Consider the following 20,115-nt stretch of genomic DNA (forward strand, 5'->3'; position numbering starts at 1 on the left):
TTTTTCTGGGTAGGATTGGGACAAATGGCGATATTGGTTACCGGCGGCGCAGGCTATATTGGCAGCCATATGGTTCTCAATCTGGCCGATGCCGGCGAAGACGTCATCGTCCTCGACAACCTCATCACTGGCTTCGATTGGGCCATCGATGGCCGCGCGCGCTTCGAGCAGGGCAATGCCGGTGACGTCGATTTCGTCGTTGGCCTCATCGAAAAATACGGCATCACCGAAATCATTCACTTCGCCGGCTCCATCGTCGTGCCGGAATCGGTGACCAATCCGCTCAAATACTACGCCAACAACACCGCGACCTCGCGCAACCTCATCGAGGCGGCGGTCAAGGGCGGCGTAAAACACTTCATCTTCTCCTCGACCGCAGCCGTTTACGGCATGACCGGCTTGGCGCCCGTCGTCGAGGATACCCCGCTCAATCCCATGTCGCCTTATGGCCGCTCCAAGCTCATGACCGAGTGGATGCTGGCCGACGTGGCAGCGGCTCATCCGCTGACCTTTGGCGTGCTCCGCTACTTCAACGTCGCCGGCGCCGATCCGCAGAAGCGCTCCGGTCAGTCGACGCCGCTTGCGACCCACCTCATCAAGGTCGCCTGCCAGACCGCGCTCGGCCAGCGCGAAAAGATGGATATCTTTGGCACCGACTATGAAACGCCAGACGGCACCTGCGTCCGGGACTATATCCACGTCACCGATCTGATTGCGGCGCATGCCCTGCTGCTCAGCCACCTGCGCCAGGGCGGCGAAAGCACGACGCTTAACTGCGCCTATGGGCGCGGCTATTCGGTGCGCGAAGTGGTCGAAACGGTCCGAAAAGTCTCGGGCATCAATTTCCGTGCCGAAGAAGGTCCGCGCCGCGCTGGTGATCCGGCGTCCATCACCGCCACCGGCGAAAAGGTCCGTTCGCTGCTCGGTTGGGTGCCCAAGCATGACGATCTCAACGAGATCGTCGACACCGCCTATAATTGGGAACGCCATCTCATGACCCGCAATCGCTGATGCACAAAATGCTGCGCGCGGCCGTCCTTGCCCTCAGCCTTCTGGCGACACCTGTCTTCGCTCAGGACGCCGCGTTCAGCCGGTTTCTTGCGGGCCTCAAGCCGGAAGCCGTTGCGAGCGGGGTCAATGCTTCGACCTATGATGCTCTCACGCAGGGACTGACGCCCGATCCGCGTGTGCCCAATCTCGTCGAGACCCAGCCAGAGTTCACCGCCCCGGTCTGGGACTATATCGAAACCCGGGTCACCGATGGCCGCATCGGCCGCGGTCGCGCGGCGCTCGAACGCAACGCCAATCTCTTCTCGACCATTGGCCAGCAATATGGCGTCGATCCCTATCTCCTCGGCGCCATCTGGGGCATCGAGACTGATTATGGCGCCGTGCTCTCCAATGACAGCCTGATCCGCCCCATCGTCCGCTCGCTCGCCACCGTTACCTATCAGCAGCGCACGCGTTACGCTGAGGACAAGGCCGATTTCTTTGCCGCTCTTCTCCTCGCCCAGCGCAATGGCGGCATCTCGCCCATAGGGTCATGGGCCGGCGCCATCGGACACCTCCAGGTCAATCCGACCAATGTCATTGCCCATGGCGCCGATGGCGATGGTGACGGCCGCGTCGATCTTCACACATCGCTCGCCGACGCCCTGGCCACCTCCGCCAAGTTTCTCCGCGATCTCGGCTATCAGCCGGGCATGGATTGGGGCTTTGAGGTCGAAGTCCCGCAAGGTTTCGATTATCTCCTTGCGACGCGCGACCAGCTCCGCCCCATCAGCTTCTTTGCCGAGCGCGGCGTTACCCGCGTCTCCGGCCGTCCGTTTGCCGATGCTAACACGCCCGTTTTTCTTTATGTGCCGACAGGGCATCGCGGCCCGAAATTCCTGATGACGGCCAATTATCTGGTCCTAAAAGGCTATAATTTCTCGGACAGCTACGCCATGGCGGTCGCCCATCTGACCGATCGGCTCAAGGGCGGCGGCACTTTTGCAGCACCCTGGCCGCGCGATACCGCTTTCCCCAACATTGCTCAGCGCAAGTCCATTCAGCAGTCGCTCAAGCGTCTCGGCCTTTATGACGGTGCCGTCGATGGCCGCCTCGGCCCGATCACCCAAGCGGCTTATGCCCGGTTCCAGGCGGCCCGCGGCGAGATTGCCGATGGTTTCATCACCCGCGCCGCCGCCGATGCCCTCGCTGCGGCGCAGTAACGCCATGGCGAGCGGCATGGCCTTGGCCTCTTGCCTCTGCTAGACCCAAACGATGTTGCGGGACCACTTATGAAGCGCATTGTCCTTTTCCTGCTGATCGTGTTGTTCGCGGCCGTCGAGACCGCGCCCTCTTTCGCGCAGGCCGAGCAGCGTTTCGAGGTCGCCCAGCAGCAAAAGCGCCGCACGCTGTTCGACGTACTTTTTGGCGATGAGCCCCAGCAGGCGCCGCCCCCGGTCCAGCAGCAAGCGCCGCGGAAGGCCGCGCCAGTTGCCGCCCTGCCCCCGCCAAAACCGCAAGTCGAAAAAGCCGAAAACGCCACGCGCCTTGCCGTCTTCGGCGATTCCCTCGCCGTCGATCTCGCCAAGGCGCTCGAGCGCTTTTACGCCGAAGACCCAAATCTCGTCGTCATCAACCAGGGCGTCGGCTCCTCCGGCTTCGTGCGCGATGACTATTTCGACTGGAACAAGACGGTCGGCGAACAGATTGCCGCGGATAGCTTCGATCTCGCTGTCGTCATCATCGGCGTCAATGATCGCCAGGAGATCAAGGTCGACGGCCAAAGCTATCAGTCCCTGACCCCGCAATGGACCGCCGCCTATCAGGCCCGCGTCAACACGTTCCTCGGCCAGCTTCGCGCTGCGCGGAAACCGGTGATCTGGGTTGGCCTGCCACCCATGTCAAAGACCGAATATTCTGCTGCCATGAGCCAGATCAGCGCGCTCTTCAAAATGGCGGCCTTTTCGGGCGGCGCCGAATATCTCGATATCTATGATCGTTTTCTCGGCGAGGACGGCAAATATTCGTCCCAGGGCCCGGACGTGAACGGCCAGAACACCCGCATGCGCAAGGATGACGGCATTCATTTCTCGACTGCGGGCGCCGACAAGCTCGCCTTTTATATCAGCCAGTCCATCCGCACCTTCTATCGCGGCGGCGGCTTGACCGTGGCTGTCGCCGACCCACTTCTCGGCACGGACGCTGCCGCTATGCTGCGCCCACCTTATCAAGGCCAGGGTCAGACGCGTCTCTTGGAAGTTGCCGGAGCCGTCGTTCCGATCAGCCGCGCCCCGCAACGCGCCGCCGATCTCCTCATCGCTGCGCCGCAAGCCGCCAACGATAACGGCTTTACGCTTGAGCAGCTGATGGCTGCCCCAATCGGCCGGGTCGATGCCTTTGGCGTCGGGATCGACCCGAGCGCCGACACAGCGAACGAGGGCGAGCGCTAGGCTCGCCTTACATCACCGCGCCAACCTGCCATGGCACGAATTCGTTGTCGCCATAGCCAAGCTTTTCGGACTTCGTCTCTTCGCCCGAGGCCACGCGCAGCATGAGATCGAAAATCTCTTGCCCCTTGGCCTCGATGGAAACACCCTCGACGATATCGCCGCAATTGACGTCCATATCGTCGGTCATGCGGCCATAGAGTTCGGAATTGGTCGCAAGCTTGATCGACGGCACCGGCTTGCAGCCATAGGCCGAGCCTCGGCCAGTGGTGAAGGCGAGGATATTGGCACCGCCCGCCACCTGCCCCGTTGCCGAAACCGGATCGAAGCCCGGCGTGTCCATGAACACAAAACCCTTTTCGGTCACCGGCTCGGCATATTCATAGACCGCCGTCAGCGGCGTAGTGCCGCCCTTGGCCGCAGCGCCGAGTGACTTTTCAAGGATCGTCGTCAACCCGCCCGCCTTGTTGCCGGGGGACGGATTATTGTTCATCTCGCCGCCATTGCGCTGGGTGTAATCCTCCCACCACTTGATGCGCGAAAGCAGCTTTTCACCCACTTCCCGATTGACCGCGCGGCGGGTGAGCAGGTGCTCGGCGCCATAGATCTCGGGCGTTTCCGAAAGGATCGCCGTCCCGCCATTGCGCACCAGAAGATCGGCCGCGACGCCAAGCGCCGGATTTGCCGTGATCCCCGAATAACCATCGGAGCCACCGCACTGCAGGGCAAGTGTCAGTTCAGAAGCCGGCACTGTCTCGCGCTTTGCCCTTGCCGCGATCGGCAGCATTTCCTTGATCTGTTCGACGCCCCAATCGATCATTTTCTTGGTCCCGCCGATCTCCTGGATCGTCATGGATTGGAACGTGTCGGTCTCGGTCATCCCGTAGGATTGCTTCATCCGCTCGATCTGGAACACTTCGCAGCCAAGGCCCACTAGCAGCGCAGCGCCGAGATTGGGGTTGGCCGTATAGCCCCACTGCGTGCGCCGCAGGATCTGATAGCCCTCGCCCTGATTGTCCATGGCGCAGCCCGTGCCGTGGACAAAGGGAATGATGCCGTCGATCTCGGGATAATCGTCCAAAATGCCAGAATTGTTGATCGCCTGAGCCATGAACTTGGCGACGGTCGCCGAGCAATTCACGGATGTCAGGATGCCGATATAGTTGCGCGTGCCGACCTTGCCATTGGCCCGGCGATAGCCTTGGAACGTCGCCTGCGCGGGCCCCGTCAAAAATTCCACCGGCACCGCGCCCTCGGCAAAGGCATAGTCGTGTTCGAGCGTGCCGTCTGGCCCGCCCATGCCGCAATTGTGCTCATGCACCCAATCGCCGGCAGGAATGCCGACCTTGGCAAAACCGATGATCTGCCCGAACTTGACGATGGCCTCGCCCGCCGCGATCGGCCGCGTCGCAAACTTGTGCCCGCGCGGCACGCGCTTGACGATCGAAACGCCCTGCGCCGTCTCCGTGCCGGGATCGAGATTGGCCAGCGCCACGGCGATGTTGTCGGCGCCATTCAGCGTCAGGGTCTTGCCTTGCGGGCGGGTCATGGTTTCGGACATGGGGCGTTCCGGCAGAAAGAGGTCTCAACGGGTGCTTTACGCTTTGGCCCATCGCAGTCAGATTGGGCCATTGCGGGACGGCTGCGCACTAACTAACATGTTAGCATGAACAACCATACTAGTTCTTATTCTTTTTTGACACGGCCGCCGACCTTAACGCGCGGCAATGTGACTGCCGAGGTGACGCAGGCCCTGCGGCAAGGCATTGTTACGCTGGCACTGCCGCCCGGCAGCGTGCTCGATAAGGCCGGTATCTGCGCCCATTTCGACGTCTCGCGCTTCCCCGTCAGCGAGGCCTTTGCGCGGCTTGCCGAAGAAGGCCTCGTCGACATCGCGCCGCAGCGCGGCTCCACCGTCTCTCTCGTCCGCATCGCCGACGTCCGCGAATATATGCTGATCCGCAAGGGCCTTGAAAGCGAAGCGCTCCGCGTTCTCATTGGTCGGCACGATGCCGAATTGGTCGCCGCACTTCAGACCAACATGGCCGATCAGCGCGCCGCCGCCGCCTGCGACGACAGCGAAACTTTCCACCAGATCGACATCGATTTTCACGACATCATCTTCCGCTCGATGCGGATGACCAAGGTCAAGGCCATCATCGATAAAGCGCGCGCCAATCTCGACCGCGCCCGCCGCCTGATCATCACACCGCGCCGTCTCGCCCTCACCATCGCCGAGCATCAGGCCATTCTCGATGGCATCGTCGCCGGCAACACGCCACAGGCCATCGCCGCGATCCGCGCCCATATCGATGCCGTCATGGTCGAACTCTTCGCCTTCGCCCGCGAGCACCCGCAAATGTTTGCTGATGGCGCCGAAGGCGCGCTCGACGACGGCGACTTCCCTTTCGGCTGATCCTTTTGGAGATACTATGCTCAAGCTTATCCCGCCCATTCTCGGCCCAGAACTCCTCGCCACCCTCCGCGCCATGGGCCATGGCGACGAGATCGTCATCGCCGACGCCAATTTCCCCGCCGAATTTCTGGGCCCAAACGTCCACCGCGCCGACGGCATTTCCGCCACCGACATGCTCGAGGCCATCCTGACCTTGATGCCACTCGATGAATTCGTCGAGGAAACCGCCATCGGCATGGCCGTCGTCGATCATCCCGAACAGCGCGAACCCATCTACGACACCTTCGAAGAGATCATCCGCCGCCACGAGCCGGCCAAGAGTTTTTCAACGATCGAACGCTTCGCCTTCTATGATCGCGCCAAGAAAGCCGTCGCCGTCGTCCAGACCGGCGAACACCGACTCTACGCCAATATCATTCTGAAAAAGGGCATCATCCGCCCCAAGGCCTGATCATCGCGGCGAACTAAAGTCGCGCTCGACATCAAGACCACCCGCCTCCATCAACAGGCGACACCGAAGAGGATTTTTGCCAATGAAACTGCTCCGCGTCGGCCCCAAGGGTTCCGAAAAGCCTGCCATTCTCGCCCAGGATGGCTCGATCCGCGACCTCACCGGCGTGGTCGGCGATATCGGCGGCTCAACGCTCCTTCCCGAGGGCCTCGCCAAGATCGCAGGCACGGATATCGACCTCCTGCCCAAGCTCGACGCATCCGAGCGCATCGGCCCCTGCGTCGCCAATGTCGGCAAGTTCATCTGCATCGGCCTCAACTACGCCGACCACGCTGCCGAAACCGGCGCAAAAATCCCCGAAGAGCCGATCATCTTCATGAAGGCGACGAGCGCCATCATCGGCCCCAATGACGAAGTCATCATCCCCAAAAATGCCATCAAGCCCGATTGGGAAGTCGAACTGGCCGTGGTCATCGGCAAGGAAGCGCGCTACGTCGAAGAAGCCGATGCGCTCGATCACGTCGCCGGCTATTGCGTCTGCAACGACGTTTCCGAACGCCACTTCCAGACCGAACGCGGCGGCACGTGGGACAAGGGCAAGGGCGCCGACACCTTTGGGCCCATCGGTCCCTGGCTCGTGACCAAGGACGAAGTCGCCGATCCACAGAACCTCTCCATGTGGCTCGAAGTCGACGGCCACCGCTACCAGAACGGCTCGACCAAGACGATGATCTTTGGCGTTGCCAAGGTCGTTTCCTATGTCAGCCAGTTCATGAGCCTCCAGCCCGGCGACGTCATCACCACGGGCACCCCGCCCGGCGTCGGCATGGGCATCAAACCCGACCCCGTCTGGCTCAAACCTGGCAACGTCATGCACCTCGGCATCGAGGGCCTCGGTGAGCAGAAGCAGAATGTGAAGGCGTATAGCGCCTGAGCTGCACTCTTTGGGATCGCCGACAACGTGGTCCCCTTCCCTCCCGCAGACATCTCGCAAGGCCGGCTTGCAACGCAAAGGCGCCGTATGTCTAAGTAGTCTCCACTACGTAGGACACCGGGGCACACTTGTCGAAGCTGGCGATTTACACCGAGGTGGCAGAGTTTTCCGCGCCCAATGCGGCATTCGATGTTCCTTGCGCGTTGGACCAGGATCGCCAGTTTGAAGAATGCTTGGGCGAAGCCGTGCTTATCGCCCACGTCGATCAGTCGGGCACTGCCAGATACATTGCTCTTGGCCAATTGGCCGGATTTTACATCGATGATTCTGGCGTCGGCTATGCTCGCCTCGACCAAATTAACGCGCTGCCAAACTCGGCTTTGGCGTTCAGTTCATCTGAGACGGGTAAGCCAATCGTCGAAATCCAGGACAAGGACTTCGCAGCTGTCATCCGTGGCGCCGGTGTGGAAATTGATGAAACAGCCGCCTTGTTTCATCAAGCCGCTGACGCGGGCATCCTTATGGATCAACTGGGCAGGCAAACAGACTATCGGTGCGCATTTTCAGGCGTTTATACCGGAAGTGCGATGGCAACGATTATTAAGCCCATAGACAAAGGCGGTCGCTATCACATCAGCAACTTCCTCTATCTCGATAGGGAAGTCAGCGATTCCTTTACCAACTTCCATTGGACCGCCGGCGCCGACATGGAGATTATCGTCAACACCCATCTCATTGCGGGTGAACTGTTGGAGATCCTCGTGCCTGGCGGCCAGCTTGCAGTGAACAAGGGGAGGCTTGCGTCTCCTGATCCAGAGGCTCTGGCGTGGCACCGCGCTGAGTTTTTTGCACGCATCAATGGAAGCCAGTTGGTCTAAAAGGCCGTCGCGCAAACCGTGAATGCACGCGACAACCTACAAACTGATTGGCGAACTATACGTAGTTATCCTAACGTCTGCCCGTGCCTCATGCGGTCATCAGGATTAACGAGCAAGATCGGCAGCTTTTCGACGCCATCGGCGTCGTTATTATCTATAGAAAATATGTTGACGCTCTCCGAACGCTGTTCAGCAAGCGCGTGTTGATCTATCAAAGCGTCCGCTACGCCAAACGCAGCAAACTTGCCGTCGGGTATTTTGCCGAAGCGTCGGTCCAGGACATCTTGCAGATTCCAGGCAGGGCAAAAACCGCTGTGTTCCTCAGCGAAGTCATGCCGGTTATGTCCGGACTTGGGGAAGACGCTACCAGCCTCGCCTTCGGTATAGAGACCGGCGGATGGCGTGCTGCGGATGATGTGCGGGAAATTGCCGACGAAATGTTTTCTCAGATTTCTCCGCGCGGCCGCAACATGCCGTTTGCTCCGATGGAGACAAGCGTTGCTGAGCATTTGCCGATTTATCGCGCAAGTTTCAGACCGGTTCGCAATCCTGCGTTTCATAAAGTCGTCTATCTGGCATATCGCGGACAATGCGCCATATGCAAAAGCCCCTTCCTTTCTCCGAGCGGCCTTACGGGCCTCGAAGCAGCGCATATTGTGCCATGGGCCATGTCCCCGCACGAGCGAGCATCGGCGGGAATCTTGCTTACTCCGAGCTGGCATCGCCGCTTCGAAATGGGAATTATCATCATCAACGACGACTTCACTTGGTCTGCCATTGTCGAAGATGATGAGACCCTAGCAATCAGGGACAGACGATTGAGACTGCCCGCAAACAAGGCTGACTGGCCAGACATCTCACTTCTTAGACAGAAAAGAGAAATAGTGGCCCGGCAACGCTAGACCCACGCGCCTGCGGCACAATACGTATTCGAGCTATCGCAAGCTCAATTGTTTTTCGCCTGCGCTTCGCCCATCTCCTGAGCATTATAGCACATGTAGTAGGATCCACGAACCGCCACACGCCTGCGGAGCACTACTTAATTATCTGCACAGCAGTCATCGAGCTCTGCTGCACGCAACATCGCGACCAGACTTCACTCCGCCAACAAATACGTCGCCACGGCCGTCCGGTCTTCCGGCGTCCAGAACGATGTACCATCAGCAATGACCTCGCCCATTGGTCCGCCGAGAACGTCAAAGCCCGGGGTGAAGCCGTCCTGCAGTGTCTGGGCTAATGTCTCGACGTCGTAGCCGGCCTCGACCAATGCCTCGCGCGTCAGGGCCGGTGCCTTGCCACCGGTGCCGCCTGGCGAGCCGGCAAAGGCTTGGTTCCATTCGAGCGCACCCAAGGCATTGCGTGGCGTGTGGCAAGCGATGCAATGCGCCGGGCCGGTCGCGAGATATTTGCCGCGATTATAAATCTCGTCGCGCCCAGCCTCCGGCTCGAAGCGATGCGGCGAGAAGAAGAGGTTCTTCCAGCCGGCCATCAGCAAGCGCACATTGAAAGGGAACGGGATTTGGCTCTCGGCCGCCGGCGTCGTCACCGGCTCGGTCGCCATGAGCGCTGCATAGAGATCAACGATCTCCTGGTCGCTCATCAGCGTGTAATTTTCATAGGGGAAAGCGGGGTAGAGGTGTCCCTGTGGCCCCATGCCGTCGCTCATTGCGGCAGAGAACTGCTCAACCGTCCAGTTTCCGATGCCGACATTAGGGTCGGAGGTAATATTGGGCGGCACAAATGTTCCGAATTGCGTCACGAGCCCTGCGCCACCTGCCAGTTCCGCGCTGCCTTCATCGGCATTGGTGTGGCAAGCAACGCAGCCGCCGAGACGCATGGCATATTGGCCGCGCGTCACATCGCCAGCCAGGCTCAGATCACGCGCTGGCCCCGTCACCGGCTTGAGGAAATAGGCGGCAGTTGCCGCTCCCACCACCACGACAGCCCCGAGGACCACCCAACGCTTTTTCATGACAAACCCCGGTTGACGCTAAAGCGATCACACCAGAGTGAGCGAAAAACCGCAATGGTATCAGTGGTCAACTGCGCGCGAGGACGGCATCGACTTCGGCGCGGGTTGGCGGCTTGCAGCCTTTTTGTGCGCAATTGAGCCCGGCGACCACCGCGCCGAAGCGCAGTGTCGTTTCAAGCGCCGCCTGATCGAGCTGTCCCAATTGGCCGAGCTTGAGCGCGCCGGTTTCGTGAAGCCAGGTCAGGATGCCTGCCATCAAGCTATCGCCCGCACCCACCGTGTCGCCGAAAACCGGCGGCGCATAAATGCCGGCTTTGCCCTCGGCGACATTGGAAAACGCGCGCGAACCGTGCTCGCCGAGGGTCACCACGACCAATTCGCAGTTGGGCCGGTCGAGCAGCATTTTGGCGTGCTCTTCGATCGTCACACCGGGCTCGAGCCAGTCGTGATCTTCCTCGGACAATTTGATGATGTGAGCGAGATCGAGAAAATCTTCGAGGCGGCGGCGGTAGCCGTCTTCGTCGTCGACCTTGCGCACATTGATGTCGAAGGAAATGGTGGCGCCACGCCCGATCGCCGCTTTTACGACCGGGAGCCACTTGGCCCAATCCTCCTCCAGCATCGGGGCAAAGCCACCGATCTGGTAGAGTTCGATCGCGTGCGGCAAGGCCGCCATCAGCCCGTCCTGGGTGAAAGCGCGATCTGCCCCGCGCTCGAAGACGTAGCTCGCCTGCATCTTGGCGTTGAAGGTGATCACGGCCTTCGTTGTCGGCTCTTCGACGCGGTCGGTCATCAGCAGCGTCACGCCAGCCTCGGCAAGAGGCGCGAGCAGCATGTCGCCATACTGATCGGTGCTGATGGGGCACAAAAAACCGGTCTCGTTGCCGAGCTTGGCAAGGGCAATGGCGCAATTGAAGGGCGAGCCGCCGGGCAAGGCCAGAATTTCGGCGCCCGGCTCTGCCGATACCGGCACCAGATCAACCAGACTTTCCCCACCCACAACAAACATCGCGCGCTCCTCAGCCGTTCGGCCAGCCCTTAGCATTTTCTGGCGGCCTCCCGCCAGCCGCTTCCTGCGTGCAATCTTTTGGTCTGATGCAAGTCTGGCGAAAGGCGACGAAGGGTCGCCATCCCCTCAAAATTAGGGCCGCCGCGCGACGAGATCGATCTCGACCAAAGCGCCAACAGCCAGCGCCGTCACGCCCACAGTTGTTCGCGCCGGCAGCTTTCCCGGCTCGAAGAATGTCGGCCAGAGCGCATTGAGCGCGGCATAGTCGCGCTCGAATTCCGTGAGATAGATCCGCGCCATAGTCACGTCGGCAAAGCTGAGCCCGATGCCACCGAGCACGATTTTTAGGTTCTCGACCACCCGCCGCGTTTGCGCCTCGACCCCCTCGGGCAGCGGCGCATTTGGCGCCGCGGGATCGGTGGGCATCTGCCCGGTAACGAAGACAAAGCCATTGGCTTCAACCGCATGGCTAAAGGGCGCCACCGGCTGCGGCCCGGAGGCGATCATGTGATGGAGAATATCGCTCATCAGTAGCGCACCTGATCCGCAGTCTCGGAGAGATAGGGCTGCAATTTCTCCCAGCTCACCCGCGCCGTCGGCGCGCCATATGCATAGGCCGAAACTTCGTAGGGTTCGAATTGCAGGATCAAAGCATAGGGATCGGAGAGATCCCAGCGCGAGGGATCGGCGACCGCATCGGCGATATAGGACGTATCGTCGAGCATCAGGTTTTCGCCGTGCTCGTCCTTGAGCGCTTCGACGGTGAGATCGAGCAACGCGGCCTGCCACCGCTTGCCGGTGAAAATATCCTTCGCCTCAAGCGCCCGATCTTCTTCACGCAGATAGTGAAGATAGGTGAGCCCATAATTGCCGTGGGCCGCGCCGTGCCCATACCAATAGGTGGTGACATCGAGCGAGATCTGGTTGCCGCCGACCTCCTTCACCTCGATCGAATTGCTGGTGTCGCTCGTGGCATCGGATTCGACGTCTTGCGCGGAACCATCGCCGCCAGCAATGTCGGACAGCTTATTGGCTTCCGCCTCGACGAACGTGTTGAACGTTGCCGCAAATGGCTCTTCGGAGTCGAGCTGCACATAGCTCAACTCGTGCTGTGCCACCGCCCAAGGCGCGTCTTCCTCGTCCTCGGCGTTGGGATCGGGCATGGCCGCATAGTGCGCCCGCGGGTAAAACCGCATGCCATTGATCATGCGGCTTGATTCCAAAACGCCGCTGCGGCCGTTGAACAGGTTGATCAGGCACTGCTGCGCGTTCTCGCCATAGGTGCCGGTCGTGAGCGGCTTTGCATCCGGCGAACAGGATTGCTGCGCAAAATCGAGCCAGGCGCGCTGGTCGTCGCGGACCCCGGCCAAGGCCTTGTCGGAAAGCCCACCAATCGCCGTCGCATAGCTCTTCGCCAGCCGCTCGTCCGCCGCCGAAAGCCCGTCGCTTGCACAGATGGCTTTTTCGAATGGTGTCGACGCCTTGGCGCAATCAAAGCTCGCCGCCTGCACCGCAACATTGGGCAAGGCTGGCGTGACGGAAAGGGCGAGGGCAAGCAGAGCGAGGTGACGAGACATTCCCATCCTCCGGAATTGACTGGCCCCGATTGGCCCCAGTTCCGTCCGCCCCGTCAACCCCCGCCGCCACACTCAAGCCGAGAGAAATGTCTGCGCCGCCAGCAGCTCTTCCTGCCGGATTTCATGCCCGCCTTCGTGCCAGACGAGCTCCGTTCCGGCGCCATTGCCGCGAAAATAGTCGGCCAGTTTTTCCGTCATTTGCGCCGGCGCAATCGGATCGCGCCGGCCCGCGGTCAGCAGCACCCGCTGTCCGGAGAAATCGGCCTTTTGCGGCGCAAAGGGAATAAGCGGATGCATTAGTACCGTCGCATCGAACAGGTCCGGCGCCGCAAATTGCACCGAGGCGAGAATATTGGCGCCATTGGAGTAGCCGAGCCCCAAAACCTTCGAGGGTTTTCGTGCCGCGATCTGCTCGCGCACGAAATCTGCCATGGCTTCGGTCCGCTGCGCCAGGTCGGCCATGTCATAGACGCCCTCGCCGGTGCGACGGAAATAACGCAGTGCGCCCTGCTCGCTGACATCTCCACGCGGCGCAATGCGCGCAGCATCGGGCACGAGTTGCGCGGCAAGCTCGAAGAACTGGTTTTCATCTCCGCCCGTGCCGTGAAAAAGCAGGATCAGCGGAGCCTCAGCCGTGCTGCCTTCGGCGCTGCGGAATTGGTATGAAGCCATAATGCGTCTCCTTCTTTGTCGTCCCACCGATATCGGCAGGCGCACAGACAAGGCAATCTCCGCCTCCCGCCACGCTCCGTTGCCGATTCCGAAACAATCCTCTGGCTTTGCAGGTGGCGCCGCCTTTGGCTAAGGTGCGCCATGTTCCTTTCAGTCTTTGACGTCTTCAAGATCGGCATCGGCCCCTCGAGTTCCCACACCATGGGTCCGATGTCCGCCGCTGGACGATTTCTGTCCGAACTCAAAGACGGCAATTGGCCCCGCGCTCGCAGCGCCACGCCGGCCGCCATTACCGCCAGCCTTCACGGCTCGCTCGCCTTTACCGGCATCGGCCATGGCAGCGATCGCGCCGTCATCCTGGGCCTTGCCGGTGAAAACCCACGCGACATCGACCCAGACCGCATGGACGCCATCATCGAAGAGGTCCGGCACAGCGGCCGCATCAATCCGCCCGGTCACCCCAGTTATCGCTTCCGGCCGGCCGTCGATCTCGTCCTCGATACCAAAAGTCCCCTCCCCGGCCATCCCAATGGCATGCAGTTTTGTGCCTTCGATACCGATGGCCAACTGCTCCTCCGGCGCGCTTATTTTTCCATCGGCGGTGGTTTCGTCGTCAGCCAGGACGAATTGTCGGCCCTCAAAGCTGACACCGCGCCGCCGCAAGACACCCCTTGGCCCTTCGCCAATGCGGCCAAAATGCTCGACATGGCCCGGCGCTCCGGCCTCTCCATTGCCGCCATGAAGCGCGCCAATGAGGAAGCGCGACTTTCCCGCCAGCAGCTCGACAAGGGCCTCGACGATATCTGGTCTGCCATGACCAATTGCATCGATCGTGGCTTGGCGCAGGACGGCATCTTGCCCGGGGGCTTAAAAGTCCGGCGGCGCGCCAGGGCCCTCCATAGCCAACTCGCCGCCCGCTGGCAGCGGAATGAAATCGACCCCTTGAGCGGCAATGATTGGCTCAGTCTTTTTGCCATGGCGGTCAATGAGGAAAACGCCGCTGGCGGCCGCGTGGTCACCGCCCCGACCAATGGCGCCGCCGGCGTCATCCCCGCGGTGCTGCGTTATGCGGTGCAATTCCAATCCGGCATGGGCCAGGCTGCCATCCGCGATTTTCTACTGACCGCCGCAGCCATCGGCGGCATCCTCAAGCACAATGCCTCGATCTCAGGCGCCGAAGTCGGCTGCCAGGGCGAAGTCGGCTCAGCCTCGGCCATGGCTGCCGCCGGCCTCTGCGCCATTTGGGGCGGCAGCCCCGAGCAGATCGAAAACGCCGCCGAGATCGCGCTCGAACATCACCTCGGCATGACCTGTGACCCCGTCGGCGGCCTGGTGCAAATCCCCTGCATCGAGCGCAACGCCTTTGGCGCGGTTAAGGCCGTCACCGCCGCCTCCCTCGCCCTCAAAGGCGACGGCATCCACGCCGTCCCCCTCGACGCCTGCATCGAAACCATGCGCCAGACCGGCCTCGACATGAGCGAAAAATACAAGGAAACGAGCCAAGGCGGCCTGGCGGTCAACGTCGTCGCCTGCTGACGAGACCATTCAAAGTCGCGCAGCGACACCTCTCCCTCTGGGGGAGAGGTCGACCAAAGGTCGGGTGAGGGGGCCTTCGGCAAACGCTGCGGTCAATTCCGCCCGAACTCATCCTCAATACGGATGATATCGTCTTCGCCAAGATAAGACCCGGTCTGCACTTCGATCAGCTCCAACTCGATCTTGCCCGGATTGGCGAGACGATGGGTGCAACCAAGCGGCAGATAGATCGACTGGTTTTCCGAGAGCATGGTCACGGTGCCATCGACCGTCACTTCTGCCGTGCCGCGCACCACGATCCAGTGCTCGGACCGGTGATGGTGCTTTTGGAGGCTCAGCTTCTTGCCGGGCTTGACGAAGAGCTTCTTCACCTGGAAGCGCTCACCCATCAGGATCGACGAATACCCGCCCCAAGGCCGGTACGAGGTCTTGTGCGTCTCGGTCAGGGCGCGAGTCGCAGCGTCGGCTTTCAGTGACTTGGCAATCGCCCCGACATTCTGCGCCTGGCTCAGCCGGCCAACGAACACGGCGTCTTCTGTCGCAATGACGGCGACATCATCGAGCCCATCGACGACGACATGCGCGGTCTCGCTGACGACAAGCGTATTGGTCGTATTGGACAACCGCGCCGGACCCGTCACGGCATTGCCGTTCGCGTCCCGCTCCTTGCCCTTCCACACCGCATCCCAAGCACCGAGATCGGACCACTCGAAAGAGACCGGCAAGACCGCTGCCTTGCTGGTGCGCTCGAAGATCGCATAGTCGACCGAGATATTGGGCGAAGCGGCAAAAGCCGTCTCATCGAGGCGGATGAAGTCGAGATCGCGCTTGGCGGCCGAAACCGCGCCCCTGGCCGCGGCAAACACATCTGGCGCCAGCTTCTCGCATTCGGCAAGGAACACCTTGGCCGGCAGCATGAACATGCCCGAATTCCAGGCAAATCCACCCTGCGCCAGCATGGCTTCGGCCTTTTCCAAGTTCGGCTTTTCGACGAAGGCCTGAACCTTATGGGCGCCATGGCTCAAGCTATCGCCGATCGCGATATAGCCATAGCCCGTTTCCGGGCGATCCGGTGTGATCCCGAAGGTCACGAGATGCCCATCGCGCGCTGCCAGCGCCGCATTGTCCACTGCGCCGAAATATTCTGCACTCGCCGGGATCAGATGGTCAGACGCCAACACATGAATGATGGCATTCTCGTCCTGGCTCACCGCCACCTGCGCCGCCGCCGCAATCGCTGCCGCCGTATTGCGCGCCACTGGCTCGAGCAGGATCGCACCCAAGGCAATGCCGAGTTCCTGCGCCTGCTCGGCGACAAGGAAGCGATATTCGGCATTGGTGATGACGATCGGCGCGCCATAGCGCCCGGCATCCTTCACCCGCTCCAGGCTCTGCTGAAAAAGACTCGTCTCACCCACGAGGTCGATGAACTGCTTGGGCCGCGCCGAACGCGACTTCGGCCACAAACGCGTACCCTGGCCGCCAGCCAGAATGACAGGAATAACGACGCTCACGCTCAACCTCGAAAGTGGAATGCTGATGATCCTAAGAGCACACTAAGGCTCGACCCGCAATTCAGCTAGGCAGATGTAGTTAAAGCCTGCGCTGAGCTACGCGCATGACTTCAAACACATCCGAGCGTCAGGATTGTTACAGAGCGGAAAAGGAAAAGCCCACAAGACTGTTGTCCTGTGGGCTTTTTTGGTTGCGGGAGCAGGATTTGAACCTGCGACCTTCAGGTTATGAGCCTGACGAGCTACCGGGCTGCTCCATCCCGCGTCATTCACTGCGCCGCGGCGCTGTGTGAGGGCTATATAGGGGGGACCGTCGAAGACCTCAACCCCCAAAGCGGCATGAGTGACGTTTTTTTGACATGTCGCGGAAAACTCTCGGGTAATGGCCATTCCCTACCGCGCGCATGTGGAAAACTTCTGCGCCCGAACGCCTTGGGCGCCCCCTGCCGTTCCCGAAGCGCGCCGCACCGTCTAGGGTCGCGCCGCTTCGTCACTCGAACCGGGATTACGCGCCATGGATATGAAAACACTCGGCCGCACCGGCATTGCCGTCACCGATATCTGCCTTGGCACCATGACCTGGGGCAGCCAGAACACGCAGGACGAGGGCCATGCCCAGATCGCCATGGCGCGCGATGCCGGCATCAATTTCATGGACACCGCCGAACTTTATGCCGTCCCCGGCAGCCCTGAAACCTCGGGGCGCACCGAGGAGATCATCGGCAATTGGTTCGCTGCCAACAATGATCGCGACAAGTGGGTCTTGGCGAGCAAGATCGGGGGCGGTGGAAATGCCTTCCTCCGCGGCGGCCGTCGGGCTGATGGCCCGAGCATCCGCGAGGCGCTCGATGGCAGCCTCAAGCGTTTGAAGACCGACTATATCGATCTCTACCAGATCCACTGGGCGAGCCGCGGCCACTACCATTTCGAGAACTACTGGCGCTATGCCCCGGAAAAGCAGGAAACGGCCGACGTTCTTGCCAATCTCGAAGACATGCTCGACGTCCTCGGCGATCTCATTAAAGCCGGCAAGATTCGCGCGATTGGTGTTTCCAACGAAACCACCTGGGGCATTTCGCAGTGGCTGCGTTTCGCCGAAGCCAAGGGTCTCCCGCGCCTCGCCTCCGTCCAGAACGAATACAATTTCCTCCGCCGGCTCTTCGATCATGACCTGGCCGAACTCAGCCACCATGAGGATGTCGGCCTCCTCGCCTATTCCCCGCTCGCTGCCGGCATGCTGACGGGAAAATATCTCGATGGCGCCAATCCCAAGGGGAGCCGTAAGGATTACCAGAAGGGCTTTTGGCGGCAGAACGAATTTTCGGAAGCTGCGACCCGCGAGTATCTCGCTCTCGCCAAGGCCCATGGCCTAGAGCCCGCGCACATGGCAATCGCCTTCTGCCGCTCGCGTCCCTTCACCACCTCGACCATCATCGGCGCCACCAGCACCGAGCAATTGGCCGTCAATCTCGGTGCCAAGGACCTGAAGCTGTCGCCGGACGTGCTTGCCGGCATCGACGCCATCTATCGCCGCTACCCGCGTCCGCTATAATCGGCCGAAACGTTTGGGGGCCCGACGTGACATCGACGCTTTTCACCTCGCTTTTTCCGCTCCTTGCCTATTACGCCTATAATCTCTTGGTGCCGCTCGTCGAAAAGCGGCGCCCGTCGCTCTCGAGCATCATGAACATGCAGCGACGTCGCTGGGTCAGCAATGCGACCCGGCGCGAAACACCGTTTGACGCCATTCTTTCGGGCAATATCATGGGCTCGGTGAGTTTCCTCGCCTCGACGTCTGTGCTGCTGGTGCTCGCAGTTTTTGCCGTCTTCGGCCAGGTGCCCGCGGTGATGGACACGCTCGGCACGCTTCTGGTGCAACACAGTTTCACCGTCGCCGACGTGCAGATCCACCTCATGGTCATGCTGACCATGTTCGTGCTGGCCTTCTTCGCCTTCACGCTGTCGCTGCGTCAGTTCAACCATTTCTGCATTATGCTCGGCGCGCTCGATCATGATCGGGTGACGAGCGAAGAAGAAATCGATGCCATCACCCGCATGAATGGGCTTGGCGCCAAAAACTTCAATTCCGGCATCCGCGCCTATTATTTTGCCGTCTCGACCGTCGCCTGGTTCGTGTCTGAGTGGCTGGCGGTGGTGGCGTGCCTCGTGACCATTCTCATAATCGCGCACCGCGAATTCTTCTCGACGGCTCACCGCACCGCGGCCACTGCGGCAGTCATTGCTGCCCGCCACCGCGAAAAGCTCAAAGAGGGCGAGGTCAGAGTGTCCGGCGACGGCGGCTTCTAGGCACAAACAAAAAGCCGCCCGGAAATCACCGGACGGCTCAATGTCAGAAATCGCAAAAACCTATTTCGTCTTGGTCTTTCCGCTCGTGTTGCCCGAACCGCTTGTCGCCTCGTTCAGCCGGGCCAGATTATCAATGGCCAGATCATAGCCCTGCGCGGCCGATTGCTCGTAATAGTCCTTGGCCTTGGCCTCATCGACCGGAACGCCGAGCCCGTTCTCGTAGATATGGCCCATATTGTTGAGCCCAATGGGCTGGCCCTGGTCGGCGGCCATCTCCGTCCATTTCAGCGCCTCGGCATAGTCGACATCGGTGCCGGTGCCGTCCATGTAGAGAAGGCCGAGATTGACCGCCGCGCGCATTTCTCCGCCTTCCGCGGCTTCGCGGTAAAGTTTAATCGCGCGGTTATAGTCCTGCGTGACGCCGCGCCCGTCTTCATAAAGCAGTGCCAGATTGTGCTTGGCGAGCGCCATGCCCTGCTCGGCGGCCAGCTCATAGAGTTCGGCGGCTTTCTTGAGGTCCTGCTTCACGCCTTCGCCGTTCTCATAGAGAAAGGCGAGATTGTTCTGGCCATACATGTCGCCCTCGTCGGCGGCGACCTTATAGAGTTCGGCCGCGCGCTTCGGGTCGCTCTTTTGCCCCAACCCATCCTGGATCAGCTTGCCGAGATTGACGTGTGCCGACACGTCGCCGGCATCCACCGCCAGCTGGAACCAGGCGGCCGCCGCCACATAATCCTGCGGCACGCCGAGCCCATCCTGATACATCAGCCCAAGATTGGACTGCGCCTTGGGCATGCCCTGCTCGGCCGCCGCGCGATACCACCGGGCCGCCTCATTATAATCCTGCTTCACACCCTCGGCGAAATCATAGGAAAGGCCGAGGCTGTTCTGCGCAAGCGCAAAGCCGGCCTCGGCGCCGCGCTTCAAGAATTCCGCGCCGCGCTCCATATCGACATCGACGCCATCGCCAGTAATCAGCATGTCGCCAAAGATCGCCTGCGCGACGACGCTGTCGCCCTCTGCGGCTTCTTCGAACAGCGGCACCGCGTCCTCGTAATTGCCATCGGCGAAATAAGCGCGCGCCAGCCAGCCTTTGAGTTGAGAAGAATCCGGGTCTGCCTCGAGCGCCTTTTTGCAGGCTTCGATGGCCGTCGCGGTATTGATGTCCCAGATTTCCCGGCCGGTGCTTTCGTATCCGACTTCATATTGGCTTGCTGCTTCGGCAGCACAGGCGTCGAATGTCGCGCTCGCCATTGCCGGCGCCGCCGGAACGAAGATGCCCGCGGCCAGAAAAGCCATGAGCGTCGTCCGTCGCGCCACTGGTCCGATAGGCTTCATCATTCTCTCCCAAAGATGGCTCAAGGCTTGAGCCAAGTTAGTCCAGTCTTTGTGGGCAACAAAAGGGCAATGCT

The 20,115-nt window shown here is 60.9% G+C and carries 19 protein-coding genes and 1 tRNA gene; 11 read left to right on the forward strand and 9 right to left on the reverse strand.

Going from position 1 to position 20,115, the window contains the following annotated elements; genetic code table 11:
* Positions 1-24: 24 nt before the first annotated feature.
* From galE to DevBK_RS19935, 3 genes are all read left to right on the forward strand, one after another.
* Positions 25-1,011, forward strand: a complete 987-nt coding sequence (galE, locus tag DevBK_RS19925) for a UDP-glucose 4-epimerase GalE (protein ID WP_317186749.1) — start codon at positions 25-27, stop codon at positions 1,009-1,011.
* Between the two features lie 8 nt (positions 1,012-1,019).
* Positions 1,020-2,213, forward strand: coding sequence for a lytic murein transglycosylase (locus tag DevBK_RS19930; protein ID WP_317186750.1), 1,194 nt, complete (start codon positions 1,020-1,022; stop codon positions 2,211-2,213).
* A gap of 69 nt (positions 2,214-2,282) precedes the next feature.
* The gene (locus tag DevBK_RS19935) at positions 2,283-3,440 is read left to right on the forward strand and encodes an SGNH family hydrolase (RefSeq protein ID WP_317186751.1); all 1,158 of its coding nucleotides are present in this window, start codon (positions 2,283-2,285) and stop codon (positions 3,438-3,440) included.
* Positions 3,441-3,447: 7 nt separating this feature from the next.
* On the opposite strand, the gene DevBK_RS19940 is transcribed toward DevBK_RS19935, so the two are convergent.
* Positions 3,448-4,998: a UxaA family hydrolase gene (locus DevBK_RS19940; protein ID WP_410494115.1), complete on the reverse strand. Its 1,551-nt coding sequence runs from the start codon at positions 4,996-4,998 to the stop codon at positions 3,448-3,450.
* 168 nt (positions 4,999-5,166) lie between these two features.
* Between DevBK_RS19940 and DevBK_RS19945 the strand changes: the two genes are divergently transcribed.
* From DevBK_RS19945 to DevBK_RS19965, 5 genes are all read left to right on the forward strand, one after another.
* Positions 5,167-5,853: a GntR family transcriptional regulator gene (locus DevBK_RS19945; RefSeq protein WP_317186752.1), complete on the forward strand. Its 687-nt coding sequence runs from the start codon at positions 5,167-5,169 to the stop codon at positions 5,851-5,853.
* A 16-nt stretch (positions 5,854-5,869) separates the two neighbouring features.
* Positions 5,870-6,304: an RbsD/FucU family protein gene (locus DevBK_RS19950; RefSeq protein ID WP_062629282.1), complete on the forward strand. Its 435-nt coding sequence runs from the start codon at positions 5,870-5,872 to the stop codon at positions 6,302-6,304.
* Positions 6,305-6,386: 82 nt separating this feature from the next.
* Positions 6,387-7,238 carry a fumarylacetoacetate hydrolase family protein gene (locus DevBK_RS19955; protein ID WP_317186753.1) on the forward strand — a complete coding sequence of 284 codons (852 nt, stop codon included), beginning with the start codon at positions 6,387-6,389 and terminating at the stop codon, positions 7,236-7,238.
* Positions 7,239-7,366: 128 nt separating this feature from the next.
* Positions 7,367-8,116 (forward strand): hypothetical protein, encoded by a 750-nt coding sequence (locus tag DevBK_RS19960; protein ID WP_317186754.1) that lies wholly within the window; start codon positions 7,367-7,369, stop codon positions 8,114-8,116.
* Positions 8,117-8,199: 83 nt separating this feature from the next.
* The gene (locus DevBK_RS19965; protein WP_317186755.1) at positions 8,200-9,018 is read left to right on the forward strand and encodes an HNH endonuclease; all 819 of its coding nucleotides are present in this window, start codon (positions 8,200-8,202) and stop codon (positions 9,016-9,018) included.
* Positions 9,019-9,212: 194 nt separating this feature from the next.
* On the opposite strand, the gene DevBK_RS19970 is transcribed toward DevBK_RS19965, so the two are convergent.
* The 5 genes from DevBK_RS19970 to DevBK_RS19990 all read right to left on the reverse strand — a co-directional run bounded on the left by DevBK_RS19970 (position 9,213) and on the right by DevBK_RS19990 (position 13,346).
* Positions 9,213-10,088 carry a cytochrome c gene (locus tag DevBK_RS19970; RefSeq protein ID WP_317186756.1) on the reverse strand — a complete coding sequence of 292 codons (876 nt, stop codon included), beginning with the start codon at positions 10,086-10,088 and terminating at the stop codon, positions 9,213-9,215.
* 67 nt (positions 10,089-10,155) lie between these two features.
* Positions 10,156-11,097: a PfkB family carbohydrate kinase gene (locus DevBK_RS19975; RefSeq protein WP_317186757.1), complete on the reverse strand. Its 942-nt coding sequence runs from the start codon at positions 11,095-11,097 to the stop codon at positions 10,156-10,158.
* A gap of 132 nt (positions 11,098-11,229) precedes the next feature.
* Positions 11,230-11,616: a RidA family protein gene (locus tag DevBK_RS19980; protein WP_317186774.1), complete on the reverse strand. Its 387-nt coding sequence runs from the start codon at positions 11,614-11,616 to the stop codon at positions 11,230-11,232.
* Between the two features lie 8 nt (positions 11,617-11,624).
* Positions 11,625-12,674 carry a DUF3298 domain-containing protein gene (locus tag DevBK_RS19985; RefSeq protein ID WP_317186758.1) on the reverse strand — a complete coding sequence of 350 codons (1,050 nt, stop codon included), beginning with the start codon at positions 12,672-12,674 and terminating at the stop codon, positions 11,625-11,627.
* A gap of 72 nt (positions 12,675-12,746) precedes the next feature.
* The gene (locus DevBK_RS19990) at positions 12,747-13,346 is read right to left on the reverse strand and encodes an alpha/beta hydrolase (RefSeq protein ID WP_317186759.1); all 600 of its coding nucleotides are present in this window, start codon (positions 13,344-13,346) and stop codon (positions 12,747-12,749) included.
* Between the two features lie 141 nt (positions 13,347-13,487).
* On the opposite strand from DevBK_RS19990, the gene DevBK_RS19995 reads away from it, so the two are divergent.
* The gene (locus tag DevBK_RS19995; protein ID WP_317186760.1) at positions 13,488-14,882 is read left to right on the forward strand and encodes an L-serine ammonia-lyase; all 1,395 of its coding nucleotides are present in this window, start codon (positions 13,488-13,490) and stop codon (positions 14,880-14,882) included.
* Between the two features lie 92 nt (positions 14,883-14,974).
* Here DevBK_RS19995 and DevBK_RS20000 read toward each other — a convergent pair whose 3' ends face one another.
* Complete coding sequence (locus DevBK_RS20000) at positions 14,975-16,396, reverse strand: mannose-1-phosphate guanylyltransferase/mannose-6-phosphate isomerase (protein WP_410494116.1); 1,422 nt, start codon at positions 16,394-16,396, stop codon at positions 14,975-14,977.
* Between the two features lie 188 nt (positions 16,397-16,584).
* Positions 16,585-16,661: transfer RNA gene (locus tag DevBK_RS20005), tRNA-Met, on the reverse strand.
* Positions 16,662-16,910: 249 nt separating this feature from the next.
* Between DevBK_RS20005 and DevBK_RS20010 the strand changes: the two genes are divergently transcribed.
* Entirely contained in the window at positions 16,911-17,948 is a 1,038-nt protein-coding gene (locus DevBK_RS20010) for an aldo/keto reductase (RefSeq protein ID WP_317186762.1), read from the forward strand.
* Positions 17,949-17,974: 26 nt separating this feature from the next.
* The gene (locus tag DevBK_RS20015) at positions 17,975-18,703 is read left to right on the forward strand and encodes a DUF599 domain-containing protein (RefSeq protein ID WP_317186763.1); all 729 of its coding nucleotides are present in this window, start codon (positions 17,975-17,977) and stop codon (positions 18,701-18,703) included.
* Between the two features lie 60 nt (positions 18,704-18,763).
* On the opposite strand, the gene DevBK_RS20020 is transcribed toward DevBK_RS20015, so the two are convergent.
* The gene (locus DevBK_RS20020) at positions 18,764-20,041 is read right to left on the reverse strand and encodes a tetratricopeptide repeat protein (RefSeq protein ID WP_317186764.1); all 1,278 of its coding nucleotides are present in this window, start codon (positions 20,039-20,041) and stop codon (positions 18,764-18,766) included.
* Positions 20,042-20,115: the final 74 nt, after the last annotated feature.

The sequence above is a fragment of the Devosia sp. BK genome, from assembly GCF_032907385.1.
GTDB lineage: Bacteria > Pseudomonadota > Alphaproteobacteria > Rhizobiales > Devosiaceae > Devosia.